General features: G+C 48.9%; 19 protein-coding genes and 2 tRNA genes. 19 read left to right on the forward strand and 2 right to left on the reverse strand.

Annotated elements, in window-relative coordinates; all coding sequences use genetic code 11:
• Nucleotides 1–2: 2 nt before the first annotated feature.
• The gene (locus QUE60_RS03665) at nucleotides 3–1,163 is read left to right on the forward strand and encodes an MFS transporter (protein WP_286227323.1); all 1,161 of its coding nucleotides are present in this window, start codon (nucleotides 3–5) and stop codon (nucleotides 1,161–1,163) included.
• Here QUE60_RS03665 and QUE60_RS03670 read toward each other — a convergent pair.
• Nucleotides 1,152–2,822, reverse strand: a complete 1,671-nt coding sequence (locus QUE60_RS03670) for an electron transfer flavoprotein-ubiquinone oxidoreductase (protein WP_286227324.1) — start codon at nucleotides 2,820–2,822, stop codon at nucleotides 1,152–1,154. The two genes, QUE60_RS03665 and QUE60_RS03670, sit on opposite strands and share 12 nt — an antisense overlap.
• 103 nt (nucleotides 2,823–2,925) lie before the next feature.
• Between QUE60_RS03670 and QUE60_RS03675 the strand changes: the two genes are divergently transcribed.
• From QUE60_RS03675 to QUE60_RS03755, 17 genes are all read left to right on the forward strand, one after another.
• Nucleotides 2,926–3,621 carry a CoA transferase subunit A gene (locus QUE60_RS03675; RefSeq protein ID WP_286224528.1) on the forward strand — a complete coding sequence of 232 codons (696 nt, stop codon included), beginning with the start codon at nucleotides 2,926–2,928 and terminating at the stop codon, nucleotides 3,619–3,621.
• 36 nt (nucleotides 3,622–3,657) lie between these two features.
• Nucleotides 3,658–4,311 (forward strand): CoA transferase subunit B, encoded by a 654-nt coding sequence (locus QUE60_RS03680; protein ID WP_108508268.1) that lies wholly within the window; start codon nucleotides 3,658–3,660, stop codon nucleotides 4,309–4,311.
• Nucleotides 4,308–6,128, forward strand: coding sequence for an alpha/beta fold hydrolase (locus QUE60_RS03685; protein WP_286227325.1), 1,821 nt, complete (start codon nucleotides 4,308–4,310; stop codon nucleotides 6,126–6,128). The genes QUE60_RS03680 and QUE60_RS03685 overlap by 4 nt, the downstream gene beginning before the upstream one ends.
• Nucleotides 6,129–6,179: 51 nt before the next feature.
• Nucleotides 6,180–8,159 (forward strand): RelA/SpoT family protein, encoded by a 1,980-nt coding sequence (locus QUE60_RS03690; RefSeq protein ID WP_458574802.1) that lies wholly within the window; start codon nucleotides 6,180–6,182, stop codon nucleotides 8,157–8,159.
• An 18-nt stretch (nucleotides 8,160–8,177) separates the two neighbouring features.
• A tRNA-Val gene (locus QUE60_RS03695) sits at nucleotides 8,178–8,254 on the forward strand.
• Between the two features lie 77 nt (nucleotides 8,255–8,331).
• Nucleotides 8,332–10,254, forward strand: coding sequence for a threonine--tRNA ligase (gene thrS / locus QUE60_RS03700; protein WP_286227327.1), 1,923 nt, complete (start codon nucleotides 8,332–8,334; stop codon nucleotides 10,252–10,254).
• Nucleotides 10,255–10,298: 44 nt separating this feature from the next.
• Entirely contained in the window at nucleotides 10,299–10,820 is a 522-nt protein-coding gene (infC, locus tag QUE60_RS03705; protein ID WP_286227480.1) for a translation initiation factor IF-3, read from the forward strand.
• 104 nt (nucleotides 10,821–10,924) lie between these two features.
• Nucleotides 10,925–11,122, forward strand: coding sequence for a 50S ribosomal protein L35 (rpmI, locus tag QUE60_RS03710; RefSeq protein WP_108508271.1), 198 nt, complete (start codon nucleotides 10,925–10,927; stop codon nucleotides 11,120–11,122).
• Nucleotides 11,123–11,138: 16 nt separating this feature from the next.
• Nucleotides 11,139–11,501: a 50S ribosomal protein L20 gene (gene rplT / locus QUE60_RS03715; RefSeq protein ID WP_108508272.1), complete on the forward strand. Its 363-nt coding sequence runs from the start codon at nucleotides 11,139–11,141 to the stop codon at nucleotides 11,499–11,501.
• Nucleotides 11,502–11,513: 12 nt separating this feature from the next.
• Complete coding sequence (gene pheS, locus QUE60_RS03720) at nucleotides 11,514–12,557, forward strand: phenylalanine--tRNA ligase subunit alpha (RefSeq protein ID WP_286227328.1); 1,044 nt, start codon at nucleotides 11,514–11,516, stop codon at nucleotides 12,555–12,557.
• A gap of 8 nt (nucleotides 12,558–12,565) precedes the next feature.
• A complete protein-coding gene (pheT, locus tag QUE60_RS03725) occupies nucleotides 12,566–15,007 on the forward strand; it encodes a phenylalanine--tRNA ligase subunit beta (RefSeq protein ID WP_286227329.1) in 2,442 nt (813 codons plus the stop codon).
• A 67-nt stretch (nucleotides 15,008–15,074) separates the two neighbouring features.
• Entirely contained in the window at nucleotides 15,075–15,395 is a 321-nt protein-coding gene (locus QUE60_RS03730; RefSeq protein ID WP_108508274.1) for an integration host factor subunit alpha, read from the forward strand.
• A complete protein-coding gene (locus tag QUE60_RS03735) occupies nucleotides 15,370–15,720 on the forward strand; it encodes a MerR family transcriptional regulator (protein ID WP_108508275.1) in 351 nt (116 codons plus the stop codon). The genes QUE60_RS03730 and QUE60_RS03735 overlap by 26 nt, the downstream gene beginning before the upstream one ends.
• A gap of 19 nt (nucleotides 15,721–15,739) precedes the next feature.
• Nucleotides 15,740–15,816, forward strand: a tRNA-Pro gene (locus QUE60_RS03740).
• A 20-nt stretch (nucleotides 15,817–15,836) separates the two neighbouring features.
• The gene (locus tag QUE60_RS03745; RefSeq protein WP_286224534.1) at nucleotides 15,837–16,250 is read left to right on the forward strand and encodes a VOC family protein; all 414 of its coding nucleotides are present in this window, start codon (nucleotides 15,837–15,839) and stop codon (nucleotides 16,248–16,250) included.
• On the forward strand, nucleotides 16,250–16,654 hold the full coding sequence (locus QUE60_RS03750; protein WP_286227330.1) for a PaaI family thioesterase: 405 nt from the start codon (nucleotides 16,250–16,252) through the stop codon (nucleotides 16,652–16,654). The genes QUE60_RS03745 and QUE60_RS03750 overlap by 1 nt, the downstream gene beginning before the upstream one ends.
• Nucleotides 16,655–16,935: 281 nt before the next feature.
• A complete protein-coding gene (locus QUE60_RS03755; RefSeq protein WP_286227331.1) occupies nucleotides 16,936–17,274 on the forward strand; it encodes an H-NS histone family protein in 339 nt (112 codons plus the stop codon).
• A gap of 48 nt (nucleotides 17,275–17,322) precedes the next feature.
• Here QUE60_RS03755 and QUE60_RS03760 read toward each other — a convergent pair whose 3' ends face one another.
• Entirely contained in the window at nucleotides 17,323–18,003 is a 681-nt protein-coding gene (locus QUE60_RS03760; protein ID WP_286227332.1) for a helix-turn-helix domain-containing protein, read from the reverse strand.
• 303 nt (nucleotides 18,004–18,306) lie between these two features.
• Here QUE60_RS03760 and QUE60_RS03765 point away from each other — a divergent pair, with 303 nt between their 5' ends.
• Nucleotides 18,307–21,162: a 2-oxoglutarate dehydrogenase E1 component gene (locus QUE60_RS03765; RefSeq protein ID WP_286224538.1), complete on the forward strand. Its 2,856-nt coding sequence runs from the start codon at nucleotides 18,307–18,309 to the stop codon at nucleotides 21,160–21,162.
• Nucleotides 21,163–21,178: the final 16 nt, after the last annotated feature.

Here is a 21,178-nt window from a genome sequence, read left to right on the forward strand (position 1 = left end):
TCATGACAGCGTCTTCGCGTTGGGCCTTCGGGGCCTTTTTCTTTTTGTACTTCGCCTACATTGGCCTCATGTCGCCGTATGCAAGCTTGTACTTCTCGGAACTGGGGTTTGGGGCAATCGAAATTGCTGCTTTGATGTCGATGTTGCAGGTAACCCGCATCTTGGGGCCGTTCTCTTGGGGATGGCTCTCGGATTATTTATCCAACCGGGTAGGCATCATGCGCTTTTGCGGAGTCCTGGCGGTTCTGTGTTTCTTGGTCATTTTCTATTTGGAACAGTACATCCCATTTTTAATATGGATGTTTATTCTGCACACCATTTTGAGCAGTATGGTTCCTCTTGGAGAGGCAGCCACCGTCCATGCCTTATTTAAAGATAACTCGTTTGACCATCGCTATGGACGTCTACGCCTTTGGGGATCGATTGGCTTTATTGCCATGGTCTTGCTCGCTGGTGAAGTATTTCAATGGTGGGGTATCGAAATCTTCCCTTGGTTAGGCTTAGGCGTATTAATTGCACTGGCGATCGACACCTTTTTAATTCGAGAGCCTAAGATTGAGCGTCAACCCTTGGTGCGTGGTGAGCTCCGTACGGTATTGCGGCGCGTGGAGGTGCGCTGGTTTTTAGTCTCCGCATTTGCCATGATCTTTGGCCATGCTGCACTCTATGTGTTTTATTCCCTTTACCTTGCAGATCTAGGTTACAGCAAATCCGAGATCGGGTTTTTCTGGACATTGGGAGTGACCGCAGAAGTCATCTTCTTTTATTTTCAAAGTAAGGTCATGTCGCGATACTCACCAACGAGTGTGTTGCAAGCAACATTCATGATTGCGGTGATCCGCTTTGTATTAATCGGCTACTTTGCCAGTACTAGTCTATTAATCTTAGCGCAGCTAATGCACGCCGCGACCTTTGCAGCACACCATAGCGCAAGTACCAAATTAATTCAGGGTTGGTTCAGCGGTCCCTTGCAAGCGCGCGGTCAGGCACTCTTTACGACGGTTGCTTATGGTTTTGGAGGAACCTTGGGTGGCTTATGCGCAGGCTGGATTTGGGATCATTGGGGCCCCAATCAAGTGTTTGGTATGGCAGCGGTGGCGTGCGCCTTGGCCGGTGTTGCGATTGCGCAGGTTAAAACCAAACAAACTGCTTTACATTCCTGAGTAATTCGGACCACCGCCTCCTTCAGGGGTGACCCATACAATATTCTGGGTAGGATCTTTGATGTCACAGGTTTTGCAATGCACGCAGTTTTGGGCATTGATTTGGAGCTTGGGCTTACCTTCCACCTCGATGTATTCGTAAACACCGGCTGGGCAGTAGCGTTGCTCAGGGCCCGCATAGATATCTAAGTTAATGGCCACCGGCACACTTTCATCCTTGAGGGTTAAGTGAGCTGGTTGATTCTCCTCATGATTGGTATTGGAGATAAATACCGAGGAGAGTCGATCAAAAGTAATTTTGCCATCGGGTTTTGGATATTCAATAACCTGATGAAGGCGCGCCGGTTCAAGATATTCGTAGTCAGCTTTTTTCTGATGAATGGTCCATGGCACATTTCCACCAAACACTTTTTGTTCAATACCAACCATGAGGGTGCCGAGATATAAACCTTTAGACATCCATGCTTTAAAGTTACGCGCCTGCTTGAGTTCGGTATACAGCCAACTATTTTTAAAGGCACTGGGGTAAGCGCTCAAAATATCATTGGCCCGATTTTCAGAGAGCGCAGACATGGCTGCTTGGGCCGCTAACATACCGGATTTAATCGCTGCATGACTGCCTTTGATGCGGGATGCGTTGAGGTAGCCCGCATCGCAGCCAATCAGGGCGCCGCCAGGGAACACCGTTTGCGGCAAACTATTTAAGCCGCCAGCGGTAATGGCACGTGCACCATAGGCCAAGCGCTTACCACCCTCGAACGTCGGACGAATCGCAGGATGCAATTTATAGCGTTGGAACTCATCAAAGGGACTGAGATAAGGGTTGCGGTAGGAGAGGCCAACCACCATGCCGACGGCCACCTTGTTTTCACCAAAGTGATACAAAAAAGATCCGCCATAGGTCTGACGATCTAAGGGCCATCCTGCCGTATGAATCACTAAACCCGGGCGATGGTTCTCAGGCGTTACTTCCCAGAGTTCTTTAATGCCAATACCGTAACTCTGTGGATCGGATTGGCGATCGAGTTGGTATTTAGTGATCAGTTGTCTGCCGAGATGACCGCGTGAGCCTTCAGCAAATAAGGTGTACTTGGCTCGCAATTCCATGCCAAGCTGAAACTGTTCTGAGATCTGCCCATCTTTATGAATTCCTAAATTACCGGTAGCGACTCCGCAAACCGCACCCTGGGAATTAAACAAAATTTCTGCCGCAGCAAACCCTGGAAAAATATCAACGCCCAGTTGCTCCGCTTGGCCACCGAGCCAGCGCGTGAAATTACTTAAACTCAAAATGTAATTACCGTAGTTGTTAAAGCACTCTGGTAGCAAAAGATGGGGTACCGTGAACGAGCTCGATTCGGTCAAAAAGATGAATTCATCTTTACTAACCGGTGTCTCGAGCGGAGCCCCCAGTGCTTGCCAATCAGGAAATAATTCTGTGAGGGCGCGTGGATCCATGATGGCGCCCGACAAAATATGAGCGCCGACCTCAGAACCCTTTTCTAATACGCAAACGGAGATCTCACGACCCTCGCGCTGGGCAATTTGTTTGGCGTGGATTGCTGCCGATAGCCCAGCGGGGCCACCCCCGACGATCACGAGGTCATAGTCCATGGCCTCGCGCGGGCCGTATTGAGCAAGTAATTCCTCGGTATTCATCACTCTAGTTTAGTGCTTTTAAGCCATGAATCGGTCATTCAGAGCGGTTATCATTTAGGTGATATCCGGTATTGATTAAAGAACGTGAAAGAAAGTTAGGCGAATGAACAAGATATTTCCCAATGCCCGCGCTGCTCTTGAGGACATTATGAAAGATGGGCAAACCATCGCGGTTGGCGGTTTTGGTTTGTGTGGCATTCCAGAGGCACTGATTGCTGCGGTTAAAGACTTGGGTACCAAAAATCTCACAGCAATATCTAATAATGCTGGAGTAGATGATTTTGGCTTGGGGATTTTGCTGGCGACTCGGCAGATCAAAAAAATGATTGCCTCTTATGTTGGAGAAAACAAAGAGTTTGAGCGTCAATATTTAGCTGGTGAACTCGAATTGGAATTTACCCCTCAAGGTACGTTAGCAGAGAAGTTGCGTGCAGGCGGCTGCGGTATCCCAGCGTTTTATACCAAGACCGGCGTTGGAACGATTGTGGCTGAAGGTAAGGATGAGCGTGAATTTGATGGAGAAAAGTACATCCTAGAGCGCTCATTGGTTGCCGATGTCTCGCTCGTTAAAGCATGGAAAGCGGATAAAGCAGGTAACTTGCTTTATCGCTTAACAGCACGCAACTTTAATCCAGTTGTCGCGATGGCAGGAAAGATCACTGTGGTGGAAGTCGAAGAGATCGTGGAAAACGGAGATCTCATTCCAGATCAAATTCATACCCCTGGTATTTATGCCCATCGGATTGTGCTCAACCCTCAACCGGAAAAACGGATTGAGCAACGCACGCTATCTAAATAAGCATTTATTTGAAAAGATTACACAGAGGAAATTGCAATGCCTTGGAATCGTGATGAAATGGCAGCCCGTGCTGCAAAAGAGTTAAAAGATGGTTACTACGTCAATTTAGGTATTGGCATGCCCACCTTGGTGGCAAACCATGTTCCCGCTGGGATGGAGGTTTGGTTGCAGTCTGAGAATGGCTTGTTGGGGATTGGACCATTTCCCACCGAAGCACAAGTGGATGCAGACATGATTAATGCCGGAAAGCAAACCGTGACAACCCTACCGGGGTCAGCTATTTTTTCATCGGCTGACTCCTTTGGGATGATACGGGGCGGTAAGATCAATATCGCGATCTTGGGCGCAATGCAGGTTAGTGAGCATGGCGATTTAGCCAACTGGATGATTCCTGGAAAAATGGTGAAGGGCATGGGTGGGGCGATGGACTTGGTTGCTGGCGTGAAACACGTCGTGGTGCTGATGGAGCACGTGGCGAAGAAAAAAGACGGTACCGAAGAAATCAAAATTCTGCCCAAGTGCACTTTGCCATTAACTGGATTAGGTGTGATTGATCGCATCATCACCGATTTGGGTGTACTCGATATCACCCCCAAAGGATTGAAGTTGGTAGAACTAGCGCCCGGTGTGACCAAAGAAGAGATTCAGGCGAAGACCGGCGCCCCCATTGACACTAGTGCGGTTCATTGAATAGCGAGCCATTACATGCCCATAAACGCGGGGATGCGCGTCACACCCACGCGGTAGCTGATCGCAAGCAATCCTTTTTATGGATTGCCATATTCTTCACACTTGGATTTGCATGCGTTGAGTTCTTTGCAGGTCTAATTTCAGGTTCCCTAGCATTGATGTCCGACGCTGGACATATGGTGACTGACTCTGCGGCATTGGGACTTGCCATTCTGGCGCAATACATTGCCAAACGTCCGCCATCCGCCAAACATTCTTTTGGATTTGGTCGCGCCGAAGCACTTGCTGCTTTTGTAAACAGCTTGGTGATGGTTGGTCTTGTCATTTGGATTGCGATTGAAGCCATAAGCCGTATTCAGGACCCGCACCCCGTGGCAGGAATGACCGTGACTATTGTTGCCGCTATTGGTCTTGCCGTAAATCTGATCGTTGCTTGGGTACTGTCACGCGATCAAAAGAGTGTCAATACCCGAGCTGCACTGGTACATGTGATGGGTGACCTTCTGGGATCGATTGCCGCCTTGGTATCGGGAGTGGTGATTCAGCTCACAGGGTGGATGCCGATCGACCCCATCTTATCGATCTTTGTAGCGCTCTTGATCCTAAAATCCACCGTTGCCATTCTCAAAGAGTCCTATCACTTCTTAATGGAAGGTGTGCCGCTGCATATTGACTATGTGAAGGTGGGGGAAGATTTAACCCGTATTGAAGGGGTTATGGCGATTCACGATCTACATGTTTGGGAAATGAGCCCTGGCCATCCCGCATTAATCGCTCATGTGGAGATCAAACAATTTAAGCAGTGGCCGCGGATCCTTGCAAACTTGACCACCATGCTGCGAGAGTCATACGGTATTGACCACATTACGCTACAGCCTGAGGAAGCTGGCAAACAAGAACTTGAATCGCCGCCAGCCAGTGTTGAGCAGGCGCGTCATACCGCCTTACTCAATAGAGACCATCATGGTCATACCGATTATGTGCAATGCACTAGTCCAGCCGGTACCCATCGGATGGCGTTTCATACTTGGGGAGATCCACAGAATCCGAGTGTGCTGTACTGCGTGCACGGCCTATCTCGACGGGGTAGTGATTTTCGGGCAATGGCTGAGGTCTTGTGCGATCGTCATTTTGTGGTTTGTCCAGACATCGTCGGCCGAGGAAATTCTGATTACTTAAGTAATCCCATGTTTTACACGGTTCCTCAATACGTAAGTGATATGACGGCCTTAAGCGCTAAATTGAAAGTCCATACAGTCAATTGGTTTGGAACCTCGATGGGCGGCTTAATTGGTATGGTGTACGCGGCTATTCCAGGTAACGGTGTTAAGAGACTATTGCTAAATGATGTCGGACCACGAATCGAGCCCGCCGCATTGATTCGGTTGGCGAGCTATGTTGGCAAACCGTTTTCCTATGTCAATCGCGATGAAGCGATGGATAAACTGAAATCGATTTGTACTCCCTTCGGAAAACACACGGATGCCGAATGGGAGCTTCTCAATGGACCCATGCTGATTCAAAAAGATCAGCAGTGGATTTTGCACTATGACCCAGCTATTTCTGTTCCCTTTGCTTCGGTGACGCCGGCCCTAGCTCAAGCGGGTGAGCTAGCGATGTGGCAAAGTTTTCAGCAAATTAAATGCCCCATTTTGATTGTGCGTGGTGCGGACTCGGACTTGCTGTCGAGACAAACGGTTGACGAGATGTGTCAATTAAATCCGCATGCAAAGAGTATTGAGATCCCCCATACCGGTCATGCCCCGGCCTTTATCAAAAAAGAGCAAATTGACATTGCGCGCCAATTCTTTCTATAGTGGCTTATCTGCTTATAACGATTGATCGCTGTGAGTACAAACGAGTCAGTATTGCCGTTATCGACAAATCCCATACAGGCGCTTGAGGGCGACGCCTGGTTTGGTGAGCCTGAAGAGGCTCATTCCCATGCTGTCGCAGAAATTTTGCAAACGCTACGTTTGGATGAGGCAAGCATCATTGCTGCACATCATTTACACAGCACGCTGAGCAAAGAAGCTTTAATTAAGCAACTCGGGCAGGATACCGCTACCTTATTGATTGGTTACCGCGGTCTGCGTCAGGCGCAAGCAAAGCTCACTAAGCACGACGGACAGTCGCGGGTAGCAGGTCAAGAAGAGATCTTGCGCAAAATGCTGTTGGCATTCGGTAATGATCTACGCGTTGTGCTTATTTATCTAGCGTCGCGCTTACAGACCCTACGCTGGATTTCAAAGCATCGGATTGCAACACAGGCTTCGTGGGCTCAGGAGATTTTAGATATCGATGCAAGCTTAGCTAATCGCCTGGGTATCTGGCAAATGAAATGGGAAATGGAGGATCTGGCATTTCGGGTTGTCGCGCCTGATACCTATAAAGAAATTGCGGGACTATTGGATGCCAAACGCGTAGAGCGTGAGCAATTCATTGCGGATGTCATCAAGCGCCTCAATCACGAGCTATCGCTTGCTAATATCACGGCTGATGTCCAAGGAAGACCGAAGCACATCTACAGCATCTGGAAAAAGATGCAGGGCAAATCCTTAGAGTTTGCCAATCTCTATGATGTGAGGGCATTTCGGGTTCTAGTCGATGATGTTAAATCGTGCTATGCGACTCTGGGCTTAGTGCACAACATCTGGCAACCGGTACCGAAAGAGTTTGATGACTATATTGCCAGGCCCAAACCAAACGGTTATCAATCTCTACATACCGTTGTGATCGATGAGGACGGGATTGCATTTGAGATTCAGATTCGTACTCAAGAAATGCATCGCCAGGCGGAGTATGGCTTAGCAGCACACTGGCGCTATAAAGAGGGCGCGTATGCGGCGCAAGCAAAAGATCTCGGAACCCATAGTGCTGCGGTAGCCTATGAGCGCCAAATTGCCTGGGCGCGGCAATTAATCTCATGGAAAGAAGATGCCTGGGAACAGCTCAAGCATCACGAGATTGATGATCATATTTATGTTCTAACCCCTTTGGGAAAAGTAATCGCTTTGGAGAAGGGTTCATCGCCGATCGACTTTGCCTATGCAGTGCATACCGATCTTGGCCATCGCTGTCGCGGTGCCCGGATTGATGGAGCCATGGTGCCGCTCGATACTCCCTTACATAATGGCCAGACCGTAGAAATTATTTCTGTTAAGCAAGGTGGGCCCTCAAGGGATTGGCTCAACCCCGAGCGTGGCTATTTGCGTTCACAACGGGCACGTGCAAGGGTTCGGGCTTGGTTCAACGCCCTTGACGATGAGGCGAGTCAAGCGCCCAGCAAAGCAAGTGATGGCAAGCTCGATAAGGGCCCGGATAAGGTATTTGATAAGAAGGAAGAAATTCAGATACGCACCCGCGCAACTGCGGCCAATCAGCGCGGTGATGTATTGGTCGTGGGGGTAGATTCCTTGCTGACGCAATTGGCTAAATGCTGTCGACCCGTTCCTCCAGATCCAATCGCTGGTTTTGTCACGCAAGGCCGTGGCGTATCGATTCATCGGCGCAGTTGTAAAACCTTTCGAGGACTCTTGGAGCGTGCCCCAGAGCGTGTCATCCAAACCGCGTGGAGTGCCAAATTAAATCCAGAGCAGGGCAGCAACAAAGAACGCGTTTTTCCTGCCGATTTATCCATCATTGGACTTGATCGACCCGAGCTCATGCGGGAACTTTTTGAGATTACTTCCAAGATTGGTATCCATGTGATTGATCTCAAAAAATCGGTTCGTAAAGGCATAGCGCATATTCAATTAACCGTTGAAATCTCCAATGCGGAGGCCCTCCGTTTAGTGCAAACGGGGCTTGAGGGATTGCGCGGCGTCACCGAAGTGCGTCGGCGGTGATAAACTCCTGATAAATATAGGCTCGTAGCTCAGCTGGTTAGAGCACCACCTTGACATGGTGGGGGTCGTTGGTTCGAGTCCAATCGAGCCTACCAACGAAACAAATCGTAATGCGCGTTGTGTTCATAGTGTTAAGGACGAACGCGCATTCTCTTTTATGCATGGAGTGTGTATGGTTGCGGTTACTCTTCCGGATGGCTCAAAGCGCGAGTTTGCTGCGCCAGTGACCATTGCTGAAGTTGCCCAATCGATTGGTAGCGGCTTAGCCAAAGCTGCACTCGCGGGTTCCGTGGATGGTCGCTTAGTGGATCTAAGTCACACAATTGATCGCGATGTGCAATTGGCCATCATTACCGATAAAAATCCCGAGGGTCTGGACATCATTCGTCATTCCACTGCCCATCTACTTGCATATGCTGTTAAAGAATTGTTCCCCGATGCGCAGGTCACGATTGGCCCTGTGATTGAGAACGGCTTCTATTACGACTTCTCGTATCACCGACCTTTCACTCCAGACGATTTAGCTGCGCTTGAGAAAAAAATGCTGGAGCTGGCAAAGAAGGATGAGCCTGTTGTTCGTCAAGTGATGCCTCGTGATCAAGCGGTTGAGTTCTTTAAAAAGCAAGGCGAAATCTATAAAGCTGAGATCATTGCAAGCATTCCGCAAAATGAAGAGGTCTCGCTTTACACCGAGGGCAAATTTACCGACCTCTGCCGTGGCCCTCACGTACCATCGACTGGAAAGCTCAAGGTATTTAAGCTCATGAAACTCGCCGGCGCGTATTGGCGCGGTGATAGCAAGAATGAGATGTTGCAGCGGATTTACGGTACTGCTTGGACCAAGAAGGAAGATCAAGACGCCTACTTGCATATGCTGGAGGAGGCTGAGAAGCGCGATCATCGGCGCTTAGGCAAACAATTGGATCTATTCCATTTTCAGGATGAGGCGCCAGGTCTGGTGTTCTGGCACCCCAAAGGTTGGGCCATTTGGCAAGAGGTGGAGCAGTACATGCGCCGCGTGTATCAGCAAGAGGGCTATCAGGAGGTCAAGGCTCCGCAAATCCTCGATCGTGGTCTTTGGGAAAAATCCGGCCACTGGGACAACTACAAAGAGAATATGTTCACGACCGAGTCGGAGAACCGAGCCTATGCATTAAAGCCCATGAACTGCCCAGGCCATGTACAAATCTTTAATTCAGGCTTGCATAGTTATCGTGAGTTACCGCTGCGCTTTGGTGAGTTTGGGCAATGCCATCGCAATGAACCCTCGGGCGCACTTCATGGATTGATGCGTGTGCGTGGATTCACCCAAGACGATGGCCACATCTTTTGTACCGAGGATCAGATTCAGGCGGAGGTCGCCGCATTTGACCAAGCAGTCCGAGCGGTCTATCGTGATTTTGGTTTTACAGAAGTCGCTGTGAAATTAGCCCTGCGTCCTACCAAGCGGGTGGGGGATGATGTCATTTGGGATAAAGCCGAGGCATCACTGCGGGGAGCACTCAAAGCATCTGGGCAAACTTGGGAAGAGCTGCCTGGTGAGGGCGCTTTCTACGGGCCCAAGATTGAGTACCACCTCAAGGATTCGATTGGGCGATCCTGGCAGTGCGGCACGATGCAGGTCGACTTTTCCATGCCAGCTCGCTTAGGGGCTGAGTACGTAGCCGAAGATAACAGCCGTAAAGTACCCGTGATGCTGCACCGTGCGATTGTGGGCTCCTTGGAGCGATTTATCGGGATTCTGATTGAAAATCACGCTGGCGCGATGCCGGTTTGGCTGGCGCCAACCCAGGCGATCGTCCTCAATATCTCTGAAAATTCGGCCGAATATGCCCAAAAAATCCAGCAAATGCTGAAAAAACAAGGGTTTAGAGTGGAATCCGATTTGCGAAACGAGAAAATTACGTATAAAATACGCGAGCACGCGTTACAAAAACTGCCTTATTTGCTTGTTGTTGGCGATAAAGAGCGTGAAAGTAATACGGTGGCCGTTCGTGCCCGTGGCGGAATTGATCTTGGGGTAATGCCCATAGATGCCTTCGTCACCCGACTCCAGCAGGATATTGCCCAGAAAGTCGGACCCGAGCATAGCTAGGGGGTGTGATGGCTTTTGATTGTTTTTGAGAGAGGAATTAGAAGATCGCTACTGAAAAATTGCAACGCATCAATCAGGAAATTACTGCCCCTGTAGTGCGTTTGATCGGATCCGACGGTAATGTGGTCGGTGTAGTTAAGTTGAACGAAGCCTTACGGTTAGCTGAGGAAGAAGATACCGACTTAGTCGAGATTGCTCCAAATGCTGATCCACCCGTGGTCCGAGTGATGGATTTCGGTAAGTTCAAATACCAGGAAGCCAAGCGTCAGCACGAAGCCAAGCTGAAGCAGAAGGTGATTCAGGTGAAGGAAGTGAAATTCCGGCCTGGTACCGATGATGGTGATTATGGTGTGAAGCTACGTAATTTGATTCGCTTTTTAGAAGACGGCGATAAAACAAAAATTACGCTTCGGTTTCGGGGTCGCGAAATGGCCCATCAAGAAATCGGTGCAAAGATGTTGGATCGACTAAAGGCGGATTTAGAGCCTTATGGTCAAGTCGAGCAGTTTCCCAAGATGGAAGGCCGACAAATGGTGATGGTCTTAGCGCCCGCCAAGAAGAAGTAAGAGTTTGTTGTTGCAGTAGGTAGTACTAAGTAGCGAATGATCGGTACAGGAAGAGCAGCCGTCGGTTGCCACCGTAGTCGCACAGAGAAGAAAAGGGAGCAGTCATGCCCAAAATGAAGACCAAAAGTGGCGCAGCCAAGCGCTTCAAGGTCCGCGCGAGCGGATCGATTAAGCGAGGACAGGCGTTTAAGCGTCACATCCTCACTAAGAAAACCACCAAAAACAAGCGTCAGTTGCGGGGTTCCGCTCCGGTCGCGAAATCGGACGTTAAGTCGATTCGCGCCATGATGCCTTACGCATAAATCTTAGGAGAGCACAATGCCAAGAGTAAAACGTGGGGTTACAGCGAGAGCCCGTCATAAGAAAGTCACCGATGCTGCAACTGGCTATCGTGGACGTCGTAAAAACGTATTCCGGATCGCTAAAGAAGCGGTCATGCGCGCTGGGCAATATGCCTATCGCGACCGTCGTAATAAGAAGCGCGTATTCCGTGCTTTATGGATTGCCAGGATCAACGCTGCTGTGCGTGAACACGATATGACCTATAGCGTATTCATGAATGGCATGAAGAAAGCGTCGATCGAACTCGATCGCAAAGTTCTCTCGGATATGGCTGTGTTTGACAAAGACGCATTTGCTGCTTTGGTCACACGCGTCAAATCTGCTGTAGCACACGCTTAAGTTCCTGCAGCCATGGTTTCTCTCGACCAACTTGTCGAGGATGCCAAACGCGATTTCTCCAAAGCTAGCGACCCCGCTGCTTTGGAGGATGCAAAAGCTCGGTATCTCGGTAAATCAGGACTTTTAACTGAGCGCTTAAAGGCGCTTGGCGGGATGTCGCCCGATGAACGCAAAAGCGCGGGTGCGGAGATCAACCAAGCCAAAACAGCCGTTGAGGACGCCTTAAACGCCCGCCGTCAAGCCTTAGCAGATCAAGTATTACAAGCCCGACTTGCCGCCGAAGCAATTGATGTCTCATTGCCGGGTCGTGGGCAGGCATTTGGTAGTTTGCACCCTGTGATGCGAACCTGGGAGCGGGTTGAAACCATCTTTCATTCGATTGGTTTTGATGTCGCCGATGGTCCAGAGATTGAAACCGACTGGTTTAATTTCACTGCCCTTAATAGCCCTGAGAATCATCCCGCACGTTCGATGCAGGATACCTTTTATGTTGACGGCAAGGATACGCACGGTAAACCGCTTTTACTCAGAACGCACACCAGTCCGATTCAGGTGCGTTATGCGAGTGAGCACGTAAAACGTTATGGTCAAGACAATATGCCGCCGATCAAAGTAATTGCGCCGGGTCGGACCTACCGCGTCGATAGTGACGCAACGCATTCGCCCATGTTTCATCAAGTGGAGGGTTTATGGATTGCGAAGGATGTGTCCTTTGCTGATCTCAAGGGCGTTTATACGGACTTCTTGCGGACCTTTTTTGAGACCGATGCCTTACAAGTACGCTTTCGTCCATCGTATTTTCCATTTACTGAGCCCTCAGCCGAGATTGACATGGCCTTTGCGAGCGGTAAATTAGCCGGTCGATGGTTGGAGATCTCGGGGGCAGGTCAAGTTCATCCCAATGTGTTGCGTAATATGGGGATTGATCCTGAGCGGTATATGGGATTTGCCTTTGGATCGGGGCTCGAGCGTCTAACTATGCTGCGTTATGGCATCGACGACCTACGCCTTTTCTTTGATAACGATCTGCGCTTTCTTGCGCAATTTCCGGCCTAGTTCCCATCATGCAATTTTCTGAATCCTGGTTACGCCAGTTCGTTAATCCACCCATTGATAGTGAGGCATTGTCGCATGCTCTGACCATGGCCGGTCTTGAGGTTGAGGAGCGACGCTCACTAGCACCGCCATTCACTAAGATCGTGGTTGCTGAAATTATTTCAGCAGAGCAGCACCCCGATGCTGATCGCTTACGGGTATGCCGCGTGAATGCAGGACCCGATCATCCCAACTTACAAATTGTGTGTGGCGCACCGAATGCACGTGCTGGCATCAAAATTCCCTGCGCCTTGGTTGGGGCTGAGTTGCCGCCGAGTGAAGTTGGTGGAAAACCATTTCAGATCAAGGTTGGCAAGTTACGTGGTGTGGAAAGTAATGGCATGTTATGTTCGGGACGCGAGTTGGGTCTCGGCGAAGATCATGCCGGGATTTTGGAGCTGCCCAGTGATGCGCCGATCGGGCAAGATCTGCGAACCTATTTGCACCTAGACGATCAACTTTTTACGATCAAATTAACTCCCAATAAGGCCGACTGTTTATCCATCATCGGGATTGCGAGAGAAGTTGCTGCGATTACAGGCGCTGCTCTTTGTGTTCCAAAGCGCGAGTCACTTGCGTCAACAATTAACGACCGTGTGTCGGTCAAAATAATGGATTCAGATCTATGCGGTCGCTTTGCCGGTCGCGTGATCCGTGGAGTGAACGTCAGGGTAGAGACGCCAGCTTGGATTAAAGACCGCCTAGCGAGCGCGGGTCAGCGTAGTATTTCGCCATTGGTAGATATCTCCAATTATGTGATGCTCGAGATCGGTCAGCCTAATCACATATTCGATCTTGATCAACTCAAGGATCCGATTGAAGTCCGCTGGGGTAAGCCCGGCGAGTCATTGAAGTTGCTCAATGATCAAACCGTGGAAGCGCATTTAGAAGGACTACGCGTTGGAGTGGTTGCGGATCAAGAAGGCCCCATCAGTCTTGCTGGCATCATGGGCGGGGATCGTACCGCAGTGAGTGATGCAACTCAGAACATTTATGTTGAGGCAGCCTTTTGGTGGCCTGCTGCAATAGCAGGTCGCGCCCGACGCTATCACTTTACAACCGATGCGGGGCACCGCTTTGAGCGGGGTGTTGATCCACAATTAACCATTTCTGCATTGGACTACCTTAGTCAGCTCATTGTGGAGATCTGTGGCGGTCAATTGGGGCCGATCGATGATCAAATTACACAATTGCCAGAACGCAAAGCAGTAGCGATGCGCCTCGAGCGAGCTCAACGTGTGATTGGTATTCCATTAAGCATCGAGCAAGTGAGTGATGTATTCAAACGCTTGGGTCTCGAGTTCACTGTTTCAGGGCAGGGCGAGGCTAGTGTATTTACTGTTAAGGCCCCAAGTTATCGCTTTGATCTCGATATCGAGGAAGATCTCATCGAAGAAGTAGCGCGTTTATATGGATTCGAGAACATTCCCGATTCTCCACCAAAAGCCGAGCTGAAGATGAGTGCCCCGCAGGAGCGCCAACGACCGGTGCACGCGTTGCGCCATCGCTTAGCACATGAGGGTTATCAAGAGGTCTTGAACTTTGGATTTATTGATCCCCAATCCGAACTGCAGATGGGACAGAACAGTCCTATCACCGTACTCAATCCGATAGCGAGCCAGTATGGTGTGATGCGCAGCAATTTATGGGGCGGCCTCTTACAGAACCTGCGCAGCAATCTGAATCGCGGTGCCGGACGGGTTCGTATTTTTGAGATCGGTCGAGTATTTACTAGGGATGCGAGTCAACCAGAGGCTCCTGGCATCGTCGCAGGTTTTATCCAAACCAAACAAGTGGGCGGCTTGGCCTATGGTTATGTCAACCCTGAGCAATGGGCATCGCCCAATCGTTTGGTGGATTTCTTTGACGTGAAGGGCGATCTCCAGCGCTTACTAAGCCCATTACAGATCGAGACCAAAGCTGACAAAGAAACCCATCCCGCTTTGCATCCGGGCCGCAGCGCCCATATTTATTTGGGCGATCATGTAATTGGTTGGATTGGTGAGTTGCATCCAGCTTTACAGCAAACCTATGAGCTGAGTTCGGCCCCAGTATTGTTTTCTCTTAATTGGGATTCAATTTGTGATGTGGGCTTACCAGCACCGACGGAGATTAGTAAGTTTCCTGCAGTGCAACGTGATCTGGCTGTTGTGGTGGACCAATCAGTTCCAGCGCAGTCCTTACTGGATGTGATGCTGGCACAACGCCAACCATTCGTTCGCAAAATCGAGCTCTTTGATGAGTTTCGTCCTCAAAAAGAGAGCAGCTCGATGGCGCTTCATGAGAAAAGCCTTGCGTTTCGGGTCACCCTAGTGAATGATCAAGATACACTGCAAGATAAAGAAGTGGAAACCTGCATGACCGCCTTATTGGACGCCTTAAAGAATCACTGCAAAGCGCGATTGCGCTAGCGGCAATCCGGATTTGCTATATTAGTTACTGAAAACCAATTTATTAGAATCAGAAAAGAGTGTCGCTATGACTGCAAATAATCAAACCGTGACCAAAAATGAACTCTCGGAAGCCTTATTTGATCAAGTTGGTCTCAATAAGCGCGAAGCAAAAGACATGATTGACGCCTTTTTTAATCGAATTGGCGAGACTCTGGAATCTGGGGTTGAGGTCAAGATCTCAGGGTTTGGTAATTTTCAGTTGCGCAATAAAACTGCGCGCCCAGGGCGTAATCCAAAGACGGGTGAGATGATCCCGATTGCGGCGCGACGTGTCGTCACTTTTCATGCCAGTCAGAAGCTAAAGGACGCGGTCGAGTCCCATGCTCAGAACCAAAACAGAGCTTGATTCCAAAGCGAATACGGTTTCGCTGCTTCCCCCAATCCCGAGTAAGCGGTATTTCACGATTGGCGAAGTGGGGGAGTTGTGCGGGGTAAAGCCCCATGTATTGCGTTATTGGGAGCAAGAATTCGTTCAACTGCGACCGCAAAAGCGTCGTGGTAATCGCCGCTACTACCAGCATCATGAGGTGGTCTTAATCCGTCAAATTCGTACGCTATTGTACGAAGAGGGATTTACGATCAGCGGTGCAAAAAACCGTTTAGACGAGAGTAAATCGACCTTGCGATTACGCGAGGAGCTCCAAGAGGTCCTTCAGGTCTTAAGCCGCTGAGATACAATATTCGTTTCGTCGGGGCGTAGCGCAGCCTGGTAGCGTACTTGCATGGGGTGCAAGTGGTCGGAGGTTCAAATCCTCTCGCCCCGACCATCTGCGTTGAGGAAAAAACCATGCATCCATTTCACTTAGCTTTCCCGGTTGATAACTTACAAGATGCTCGTGCATTTTATGGCGGCTTACTCGGTTGTCCTGAAGGGCGAAGTTCGGATGAATGGATTGACTTCAATTTATTTGGGCATCAAATTGTGGCGCACTTGGCTAACGGTGAAGCAAAAAACGATGCGCACTCGGATGTGGATGGTAAAAAAGTACCTGTTCGCCATTTTGGTATTGTGCTGTCCATGCCAGAGTGGGAAGCGATGGCCGATAAATTAAAAAAGGCTGGTATTGAGTTTGTGATTGAGCCTTATATTCGGTTTAAGGGTGAAGTCGGTGAGCAGGCCACCATGTTTTTCCTAGACCCCTCAGGGAATGCGATTGAGTTTAAGGCGATGGCGCATCCTGATCGCTTGTTTGCTAAATAATGAGTAAAGATTATTTTGGTTTAACCATCCCATTCTTGGATGTCTTAGGCGTCGAGCCAAAGTTTGCCAAGGATGGTCATTCCCGGATTCGCTTAAATCTTCGACCCGAGCTATTAAATAGTTTTCATGTGGCCCATGGCGGGGTGGTGATGAGCATCTTGGATTTTGCAATGGCCGCTGCCGCACGTAGTTCGCATGAGCACATTCTTGGCGTCATCACGATTGATATGACCACCAGTTTCTTGAGACCCTCAAAAGGCATGCTCATTGCAGAAGGCAAAGTCTTAAAAGTTGGTAGCACCGTCAACTATTGTGAGGGCAGTATTTTTAATGAAGCCGGCCAATTGACCGCTAAATCCACAGGCAGTTTCATGCTGCGCCGAGCTAAAAATCAAGCCAGTTAAATCAATTTAGTTAAATTAATTATTCAATTAATTATTATATTTTTTAGTAATTAATAATCATAAGTAACTGATTATTATAATAAATAGTCAATTTAAATCACGAATTTATTATTCACTCTAGGGTGAATAATCCAAAATGAATTATTTCTTGATTCATATATAATCGATTCGTAGTAATAATGAATAATTAAAAAAGACTAATCAATAAATGATTTATTCCTTCTAAATTTTTTATTTATTACCCCTCACCATTATTTTAAAATTCAAGGGAATTATTTAATATGTCATCGTATAAAGAGTTACTTGCGCAGCGTGAGAAGTTGGACAGTCAGATCCAGAGCCTGATGCAGCGTGAAAAGTCTGAAGGAATTGCAAAGGCCAAAAAGATCATTGATGAATTTGGCTTAACTGTGAGTGACTTATTTGGTCGCAAGGCTGCCGGTGCCGGCAAGCGTGGACGTCTAGCCAAAAAAGCAGCCGCTAAAAAGCGGGTAGGTAAAAAGCGCGGTAAGGTCGCCCCCAAGTATAAAAATCCAGCAACTGGAGAAACTTGGACCGGACGCGGTAAGGCCCCTAAATGGATCGCAGGGAAGGATCGCAGTAAATTTGCGATTAAGTAATCCTGATCATTTGCACTAAAAAGCCAGTTCATTGAACTGGCTTTTTCTTTACTCAAACACGGTATTGACTGCTTCGATAAATAATTTCTCTAATTCCTGATAGGGCTGTTTATCGCTACTCGCACTATAGGTCATGACATTCGTCTTTTCAGGTAAGGCATTGAGTTCCTGGCTAAGTGCTTCCGTATCGCTCGTTTGCGGTTTTAAATGAACTCCATTCTCTTTGGCCATTTCTAATACGCCAGGATGAAGTTGTACAAAGGCTTCGTCCACCAATAGGGGAATGCGACGTGTCTGAATATTCTTACTCAGATAATGAATTAAATGCAATTGTTCGACTGGCGGGATTAAAGAATCTAAATAAATTACATCGGGATAATGCGACACGGCCTGCATCAGGCCCTCAAGACTATCGAGGGAATGGATTAATTGAAAGGGGATGCCCCACTTTTGAATCGCTTTTTGCATTTCATCAAGATTCTCTTGACGCTTAAAGACCCCCAGGGCGATATGTTGATGATGTTTAGCGCGCTGCTGCATTCCTACTTTTCGGCGGCGTAGCTGCTGATTGAGTGAGCTCGTGAGAATACGGCGGTGCCCACCCCGAGTTTTCCAGGCTGTTAATTCACCAAGCTCCACCATTTTTTGAACGGTTCCTAACGAGACCTGTAGAACCTTGGCACTCTGTCGAGTGCTCAAGTAGGGCTGATTCAGATTAATGGGTTTCATGCTTTCTCCTTTTGTAAATTGGGATAGAAAGAGCATAAAAATCAATTCGATAGAGATCTGTCAGGCAGGGATGAAATGTGGGTAGGAAATTTCCTATAAAGGGGTAGGGATAGGTAAGTTACCTAGTGAGTAATCCCCTAGGACTTTCACTAATTCATTGATCTTGGGGTGTTTTTTCCTCTAAGCCATGCTATCCTTACGAAACATAAGGCATTTGCTTTGCGTTCTGCTAATCGGTCAAGCCGTGTCGCGGATGGTTAAAACCACAGTTTTTTTCGGGTTACCCGATGAAAGGTGAGCATCATGATGCAGTCCTATAGAGGTTCCTCATACCTCTTCGGGGGTAATGCCCCCTACGTAGAAGAACTCTACGAGTCATATTTATTAGATCCCACATCCGTAGCGCAGCATTGGCGCGATTACTTTGATAATGTCGTTCAAGTTCCAGCCGTTGATGGTTCCAATGGACGCGATATTGCGCACGCCCCAATCGTGGCGTCATTTGCCGAACGCGCTAAGCAGGGCCCCATCAAAACCATTCAGGATTCAGCCGATTCCGAGATGGGTCGTAAACGGGTGGCAGTTCAGCAGCTCATTGCTGCTTATCGTAACGTCGGTAATCGCTGGGCAAATTTAGATCCCCTAAAGCGCACCGAGCGCCCCGATATTCCGGAACTCAATCCATCGTTTTATGGATTTACCGATGGCGATATGGATATCGTCTTCAATACCAGCAATACCTTCTTTGGTAAAAACCAAATGACCTTGCGCGATTTGCTGCAAGCCTTGCGTGAGACCTATTGCGGCACTTTGGGTGCTGAGTTTATGTACATCGCGGATCAAAAGATCAAAAAATGGTGGCAAGAGAAATTAGAGTCGATCCGCTCAACGCCAAAGTTCACCAATGAGCAACGTCGTCAGATCTTGGATCGCTTAACTGCTGCTGAGGGACTGGAGCGTTATCTACAAGCAAAGTATGTAGGTCAAAAGCGTTTCTCACTCGAGGGTGGTGACAGTTTTATTCCCTCCATGGATGAGTTGATTCAAGGGGCAGGTAAACGAGGTGTGCAAGAGATAGTGATCGGTATGGCCCATCGTGGCCGCTTAAATGTGCTGGTCAACGTTCTAGGTAAATCTCCCAAAGATCTCTTCGCTGAATTCGATCACACGGCTCCGGAGGATTTGCCAGCAGGTGATGTGAAGTATCACCAAGGATTCTCAAGCGATATCTCGACCCCTGGCGGTCCAGTGCATCTATCGCTCGCCTTTAATCCATCCCACTTAGAAATTGTGAACCCTGTGGTAGAGGGTTCAGCCCGTGCACGAATGGAGCGCCGCAATGATCTCTCCGGCAGTCAAGTTTTGCCGGTCCTGGTTCATGGCGACGCTGCGATTGCAGGTCAGGGTGTGATGCAAGAGACTTTAGCCCTATCGGAAGTGCGCGGTTATTCCACGGGCGGCACGGTGCATATCGTGATTAATAACCAAATTGGTTTTACAACCTCCGACCCGCGTGATTTACGCTCGAGTCTGTATTGCACCGACATCATGAAAACAATTGACGCACCGGTGTTGCATGTCAATGGTGATGATCCGGAGGCGGTGGTATTGGCGACTCAACTTGCGCTTGAGTTCAGAACCCAGTTTAAGAAAGATGTTGCTGTCGACATTATTTGCTTCCGTAAATTAGGCCACAATGAGCAAGATACGCCAGCGATGACCCAGCCCCTGATGTACAGCATTATTGCGAAGCATCCTGGAACGCGTAAGTTGTATGCAGACCGGCTTGAAGCGCAAGGTGTGATTGCTCCTGGAGCTGGTGACGAGATGGTGAAAGCCTATCGTGCCGCAATGGATGCGGGCAAGCAAACGCTTGATCCAGTATTGAGCAATTTCAAAGGAAAGTTTGCGGTTGATTGGTCGCCGTTCTTAAATAAGAAATGGACTGATCAAGCCGATACCGCTATTCCACTCACCGAGTGGAAGCGCTTAGCTGAAAAACTCTCCACCATTCCTGAAGACTTTAAGGCGCACCCCTTGGTTCAAAAGGTCTATGCAGACCGAGCTGCGATGGGTCGCGGTGAAATCAATGTGGACTGGGGGATGGGCGAGGCGATGGCCTTTGCTTCTTTGCTTGCGAGTGGTTATCCAATTCGTTTATCGGGTGAAGACAGCGGTCGCGGTACCTTTAGCCATCGTCATTCCGTATTGCATGATCAAAATCGCGAGAAGTGGGATACCGGCACGTATATCCCCTTGCAACATGTCAGTAAGGACCAGGCACCCTTTACAGTCATTGATTCCATCCTCTCTGAAGAGGCGGTGTTAGGCTTTGAGTACGGTTATGCAGCAGCTGAGCCCAATACACTCACGATCTGGGAAGCCCAGTTCGGTGACTTTGTGAATGGCGCCCAGGTGGTTATCGATCAGTTCATTGCTTCTGGTGAGGTGAAATGGGGTCGAGTGAACGGCTTGGTGATGATGTTGCCACATGGTTACGAAGGTCAGGGCCCAGAGCACTCCTCGGCGCGTCTGGAGCGCTTTATGCAGTTGTGCGCTGATACCAATATGCAAGTGGTTCAACCCACGACCGCATCGCAAATCTTCCACCTCTTGCGTCGTCAGATGATTCGGCAATTTAGAAAGCCACTGATCATCATGACGCCTAAATCCTTACTGCGTCATAAAGATGCTGCCTCACCGCTCATTGAGTTCACCAAAGGTGAGTTTCAGACAGTGATTCCAGAGCAAGACGATTCGCTCGATCCCAAAAAGGTGGAGCGTTTGATCGTTTGTTCGGGTAAGGTTTATTACGACTTGGTCAAGCAGCGCACCGATAAGAAGATTGATAACGTGGCGATTGTTCGCATTGAGCAGCTGTATCCATTCCCCCATAAGGCGGTTGCAAATATCATCAAGTCTTACCCCAATCTTACTGAGCTGGTGTGGTGTCAAGACGAGCCACAAAATCAGGGAGCCTGGTTCTTTGTGCAACACAACTTGCTCGAGAACATGGGTGAGGGTATGCGCCTTGGTTACGCCGGTCGACCCGCATCGGCCTCTCCAGCGGTTGGTTATGCCCATTTACACCAGAGTCAGCAAAAGGCATTACTCACTGCAGCGTTTGCCAAGCTCAAAGGGTTTGTGGCCACCAAATAGGTGGTACGTACAGAAC

It is taken from the genome of Polynucleobacter sp. HIN11, from assembly GCF_030297675.1.
Lineage (GTDB): Bacteria > Pseudomonadota > Gammaproteobacteria > Burkholderiales > Burkholderiaceae > Polynucleobacter.

Bases quoted from the DNA above. Each gene is read 5' to 3' on its own strand.
- QUE60_RS03750 (WP_286227330.1), top strand. From the start codon at position 16,250: ATGAGTAAAGATTATTTTGGTTTAACCATCCCATTCTTGGATGTCTTA.
- QUE60_RS03765 (WP_286224538.1), top strand. From the start codon at position 18,307: ATGATGCAGTCCTATAGAGGTTCCTCATACCTCTTCGGGGGTAATGCC.
- QUE60_RS03670 (WP_286227324.1), bottom strand. From the start codon at position 2,822: ATGAATACCGAGGAATTACTTGCTCAATACGGCCCGCGCGAGGCCATG.
- thrS (WP_286227327.1), top strand. From the start codon at position 8,332: ATGGTTGCGGTTACTCTTCCGGATGGCTCAAAGCGCGAGTTTGCTGCG.
- QUE60_RS03755 (WP_286227331.1), top strand. From the start codon at position 16,936: ATGTCATCGTATAAAGAGTTACTTGCGCAGCGTGAGAAGTTGGACAGT.
- QUE60_RS03760 (WP_286227332.1), bottom strand. From the start codon at position 18,003: ATGAAACCCATTAATCTGAATCAGCCCTACTTGAGCACTCGACAGAGT.
- QUE60_RS03680 (WP_108508268.1), top strand. From the start codon at position 3,658: ATGCCTTGGAATCGTGATGAAATGGCAGCCCGTGCTGCAAAAGAGTTA.
- rpmI (WP_108508271.1), top strand. From the start codon at position 10,925: ATGCCCAAAATGAAGACCAAAAGTGGCGCAGCCAAGCGCTTCAAGGTC.
- QUE60_RS03665 (WP_286227323.1), top strand. From the start codon at position 3: ATGACAGCGTCTTCGCGTTGGGCCTTCGGGGCCTTTTTCTTTTTGTAC.
- QUE60_RS03675 (WP_286224528.1), top strand. From the start codon at position 2,926: ATGAACAAGATATTTCCCAATGCCCGCGCTGCTCTTGAGGACATTATG.
- pheT (WP_286227329.1), top strand. From the start codon at position 12,566: ATGCAATTTTCTGAATCCTGGTTACGCCAGTTCGTTAATCCACCCATT.
- QUE60_RS03735 (WP_108508275.1), top strand. From the start codon at position 15,370: ATGCTCAGAACCAAAACAGAGCTTGATTCCAAAGCGAATACGGTTTCG.
- QUE60_RS03730 (WP_108508274.1), top strand. From the start codon at position 15,075: ATGACTGCAAATAATCAAACCGTGACCAAAAATGAACTCTCGGAAGCC.
- rplT (WP_108508272.1), top strand. From the start codon at position 11,139: ATGCCAAGAGTAAAACGTGGGGTTACAGCGAGAGCCCGTCATAAGAAA.
- QUE60_RS03745 (WP_286224534.1), top strand. From the start codon at position 15,837: ATGCATCCATTTCACTTAGCTTTCCCGGTTGATAACTTACAAGATGCT.
- pheS (WP_286227328.1), top strand. From the start codon at position 11,514: ATGGTTTCTCTCGACCAACTTGTCGAGGATGCCAAACGCGATTTCTCC.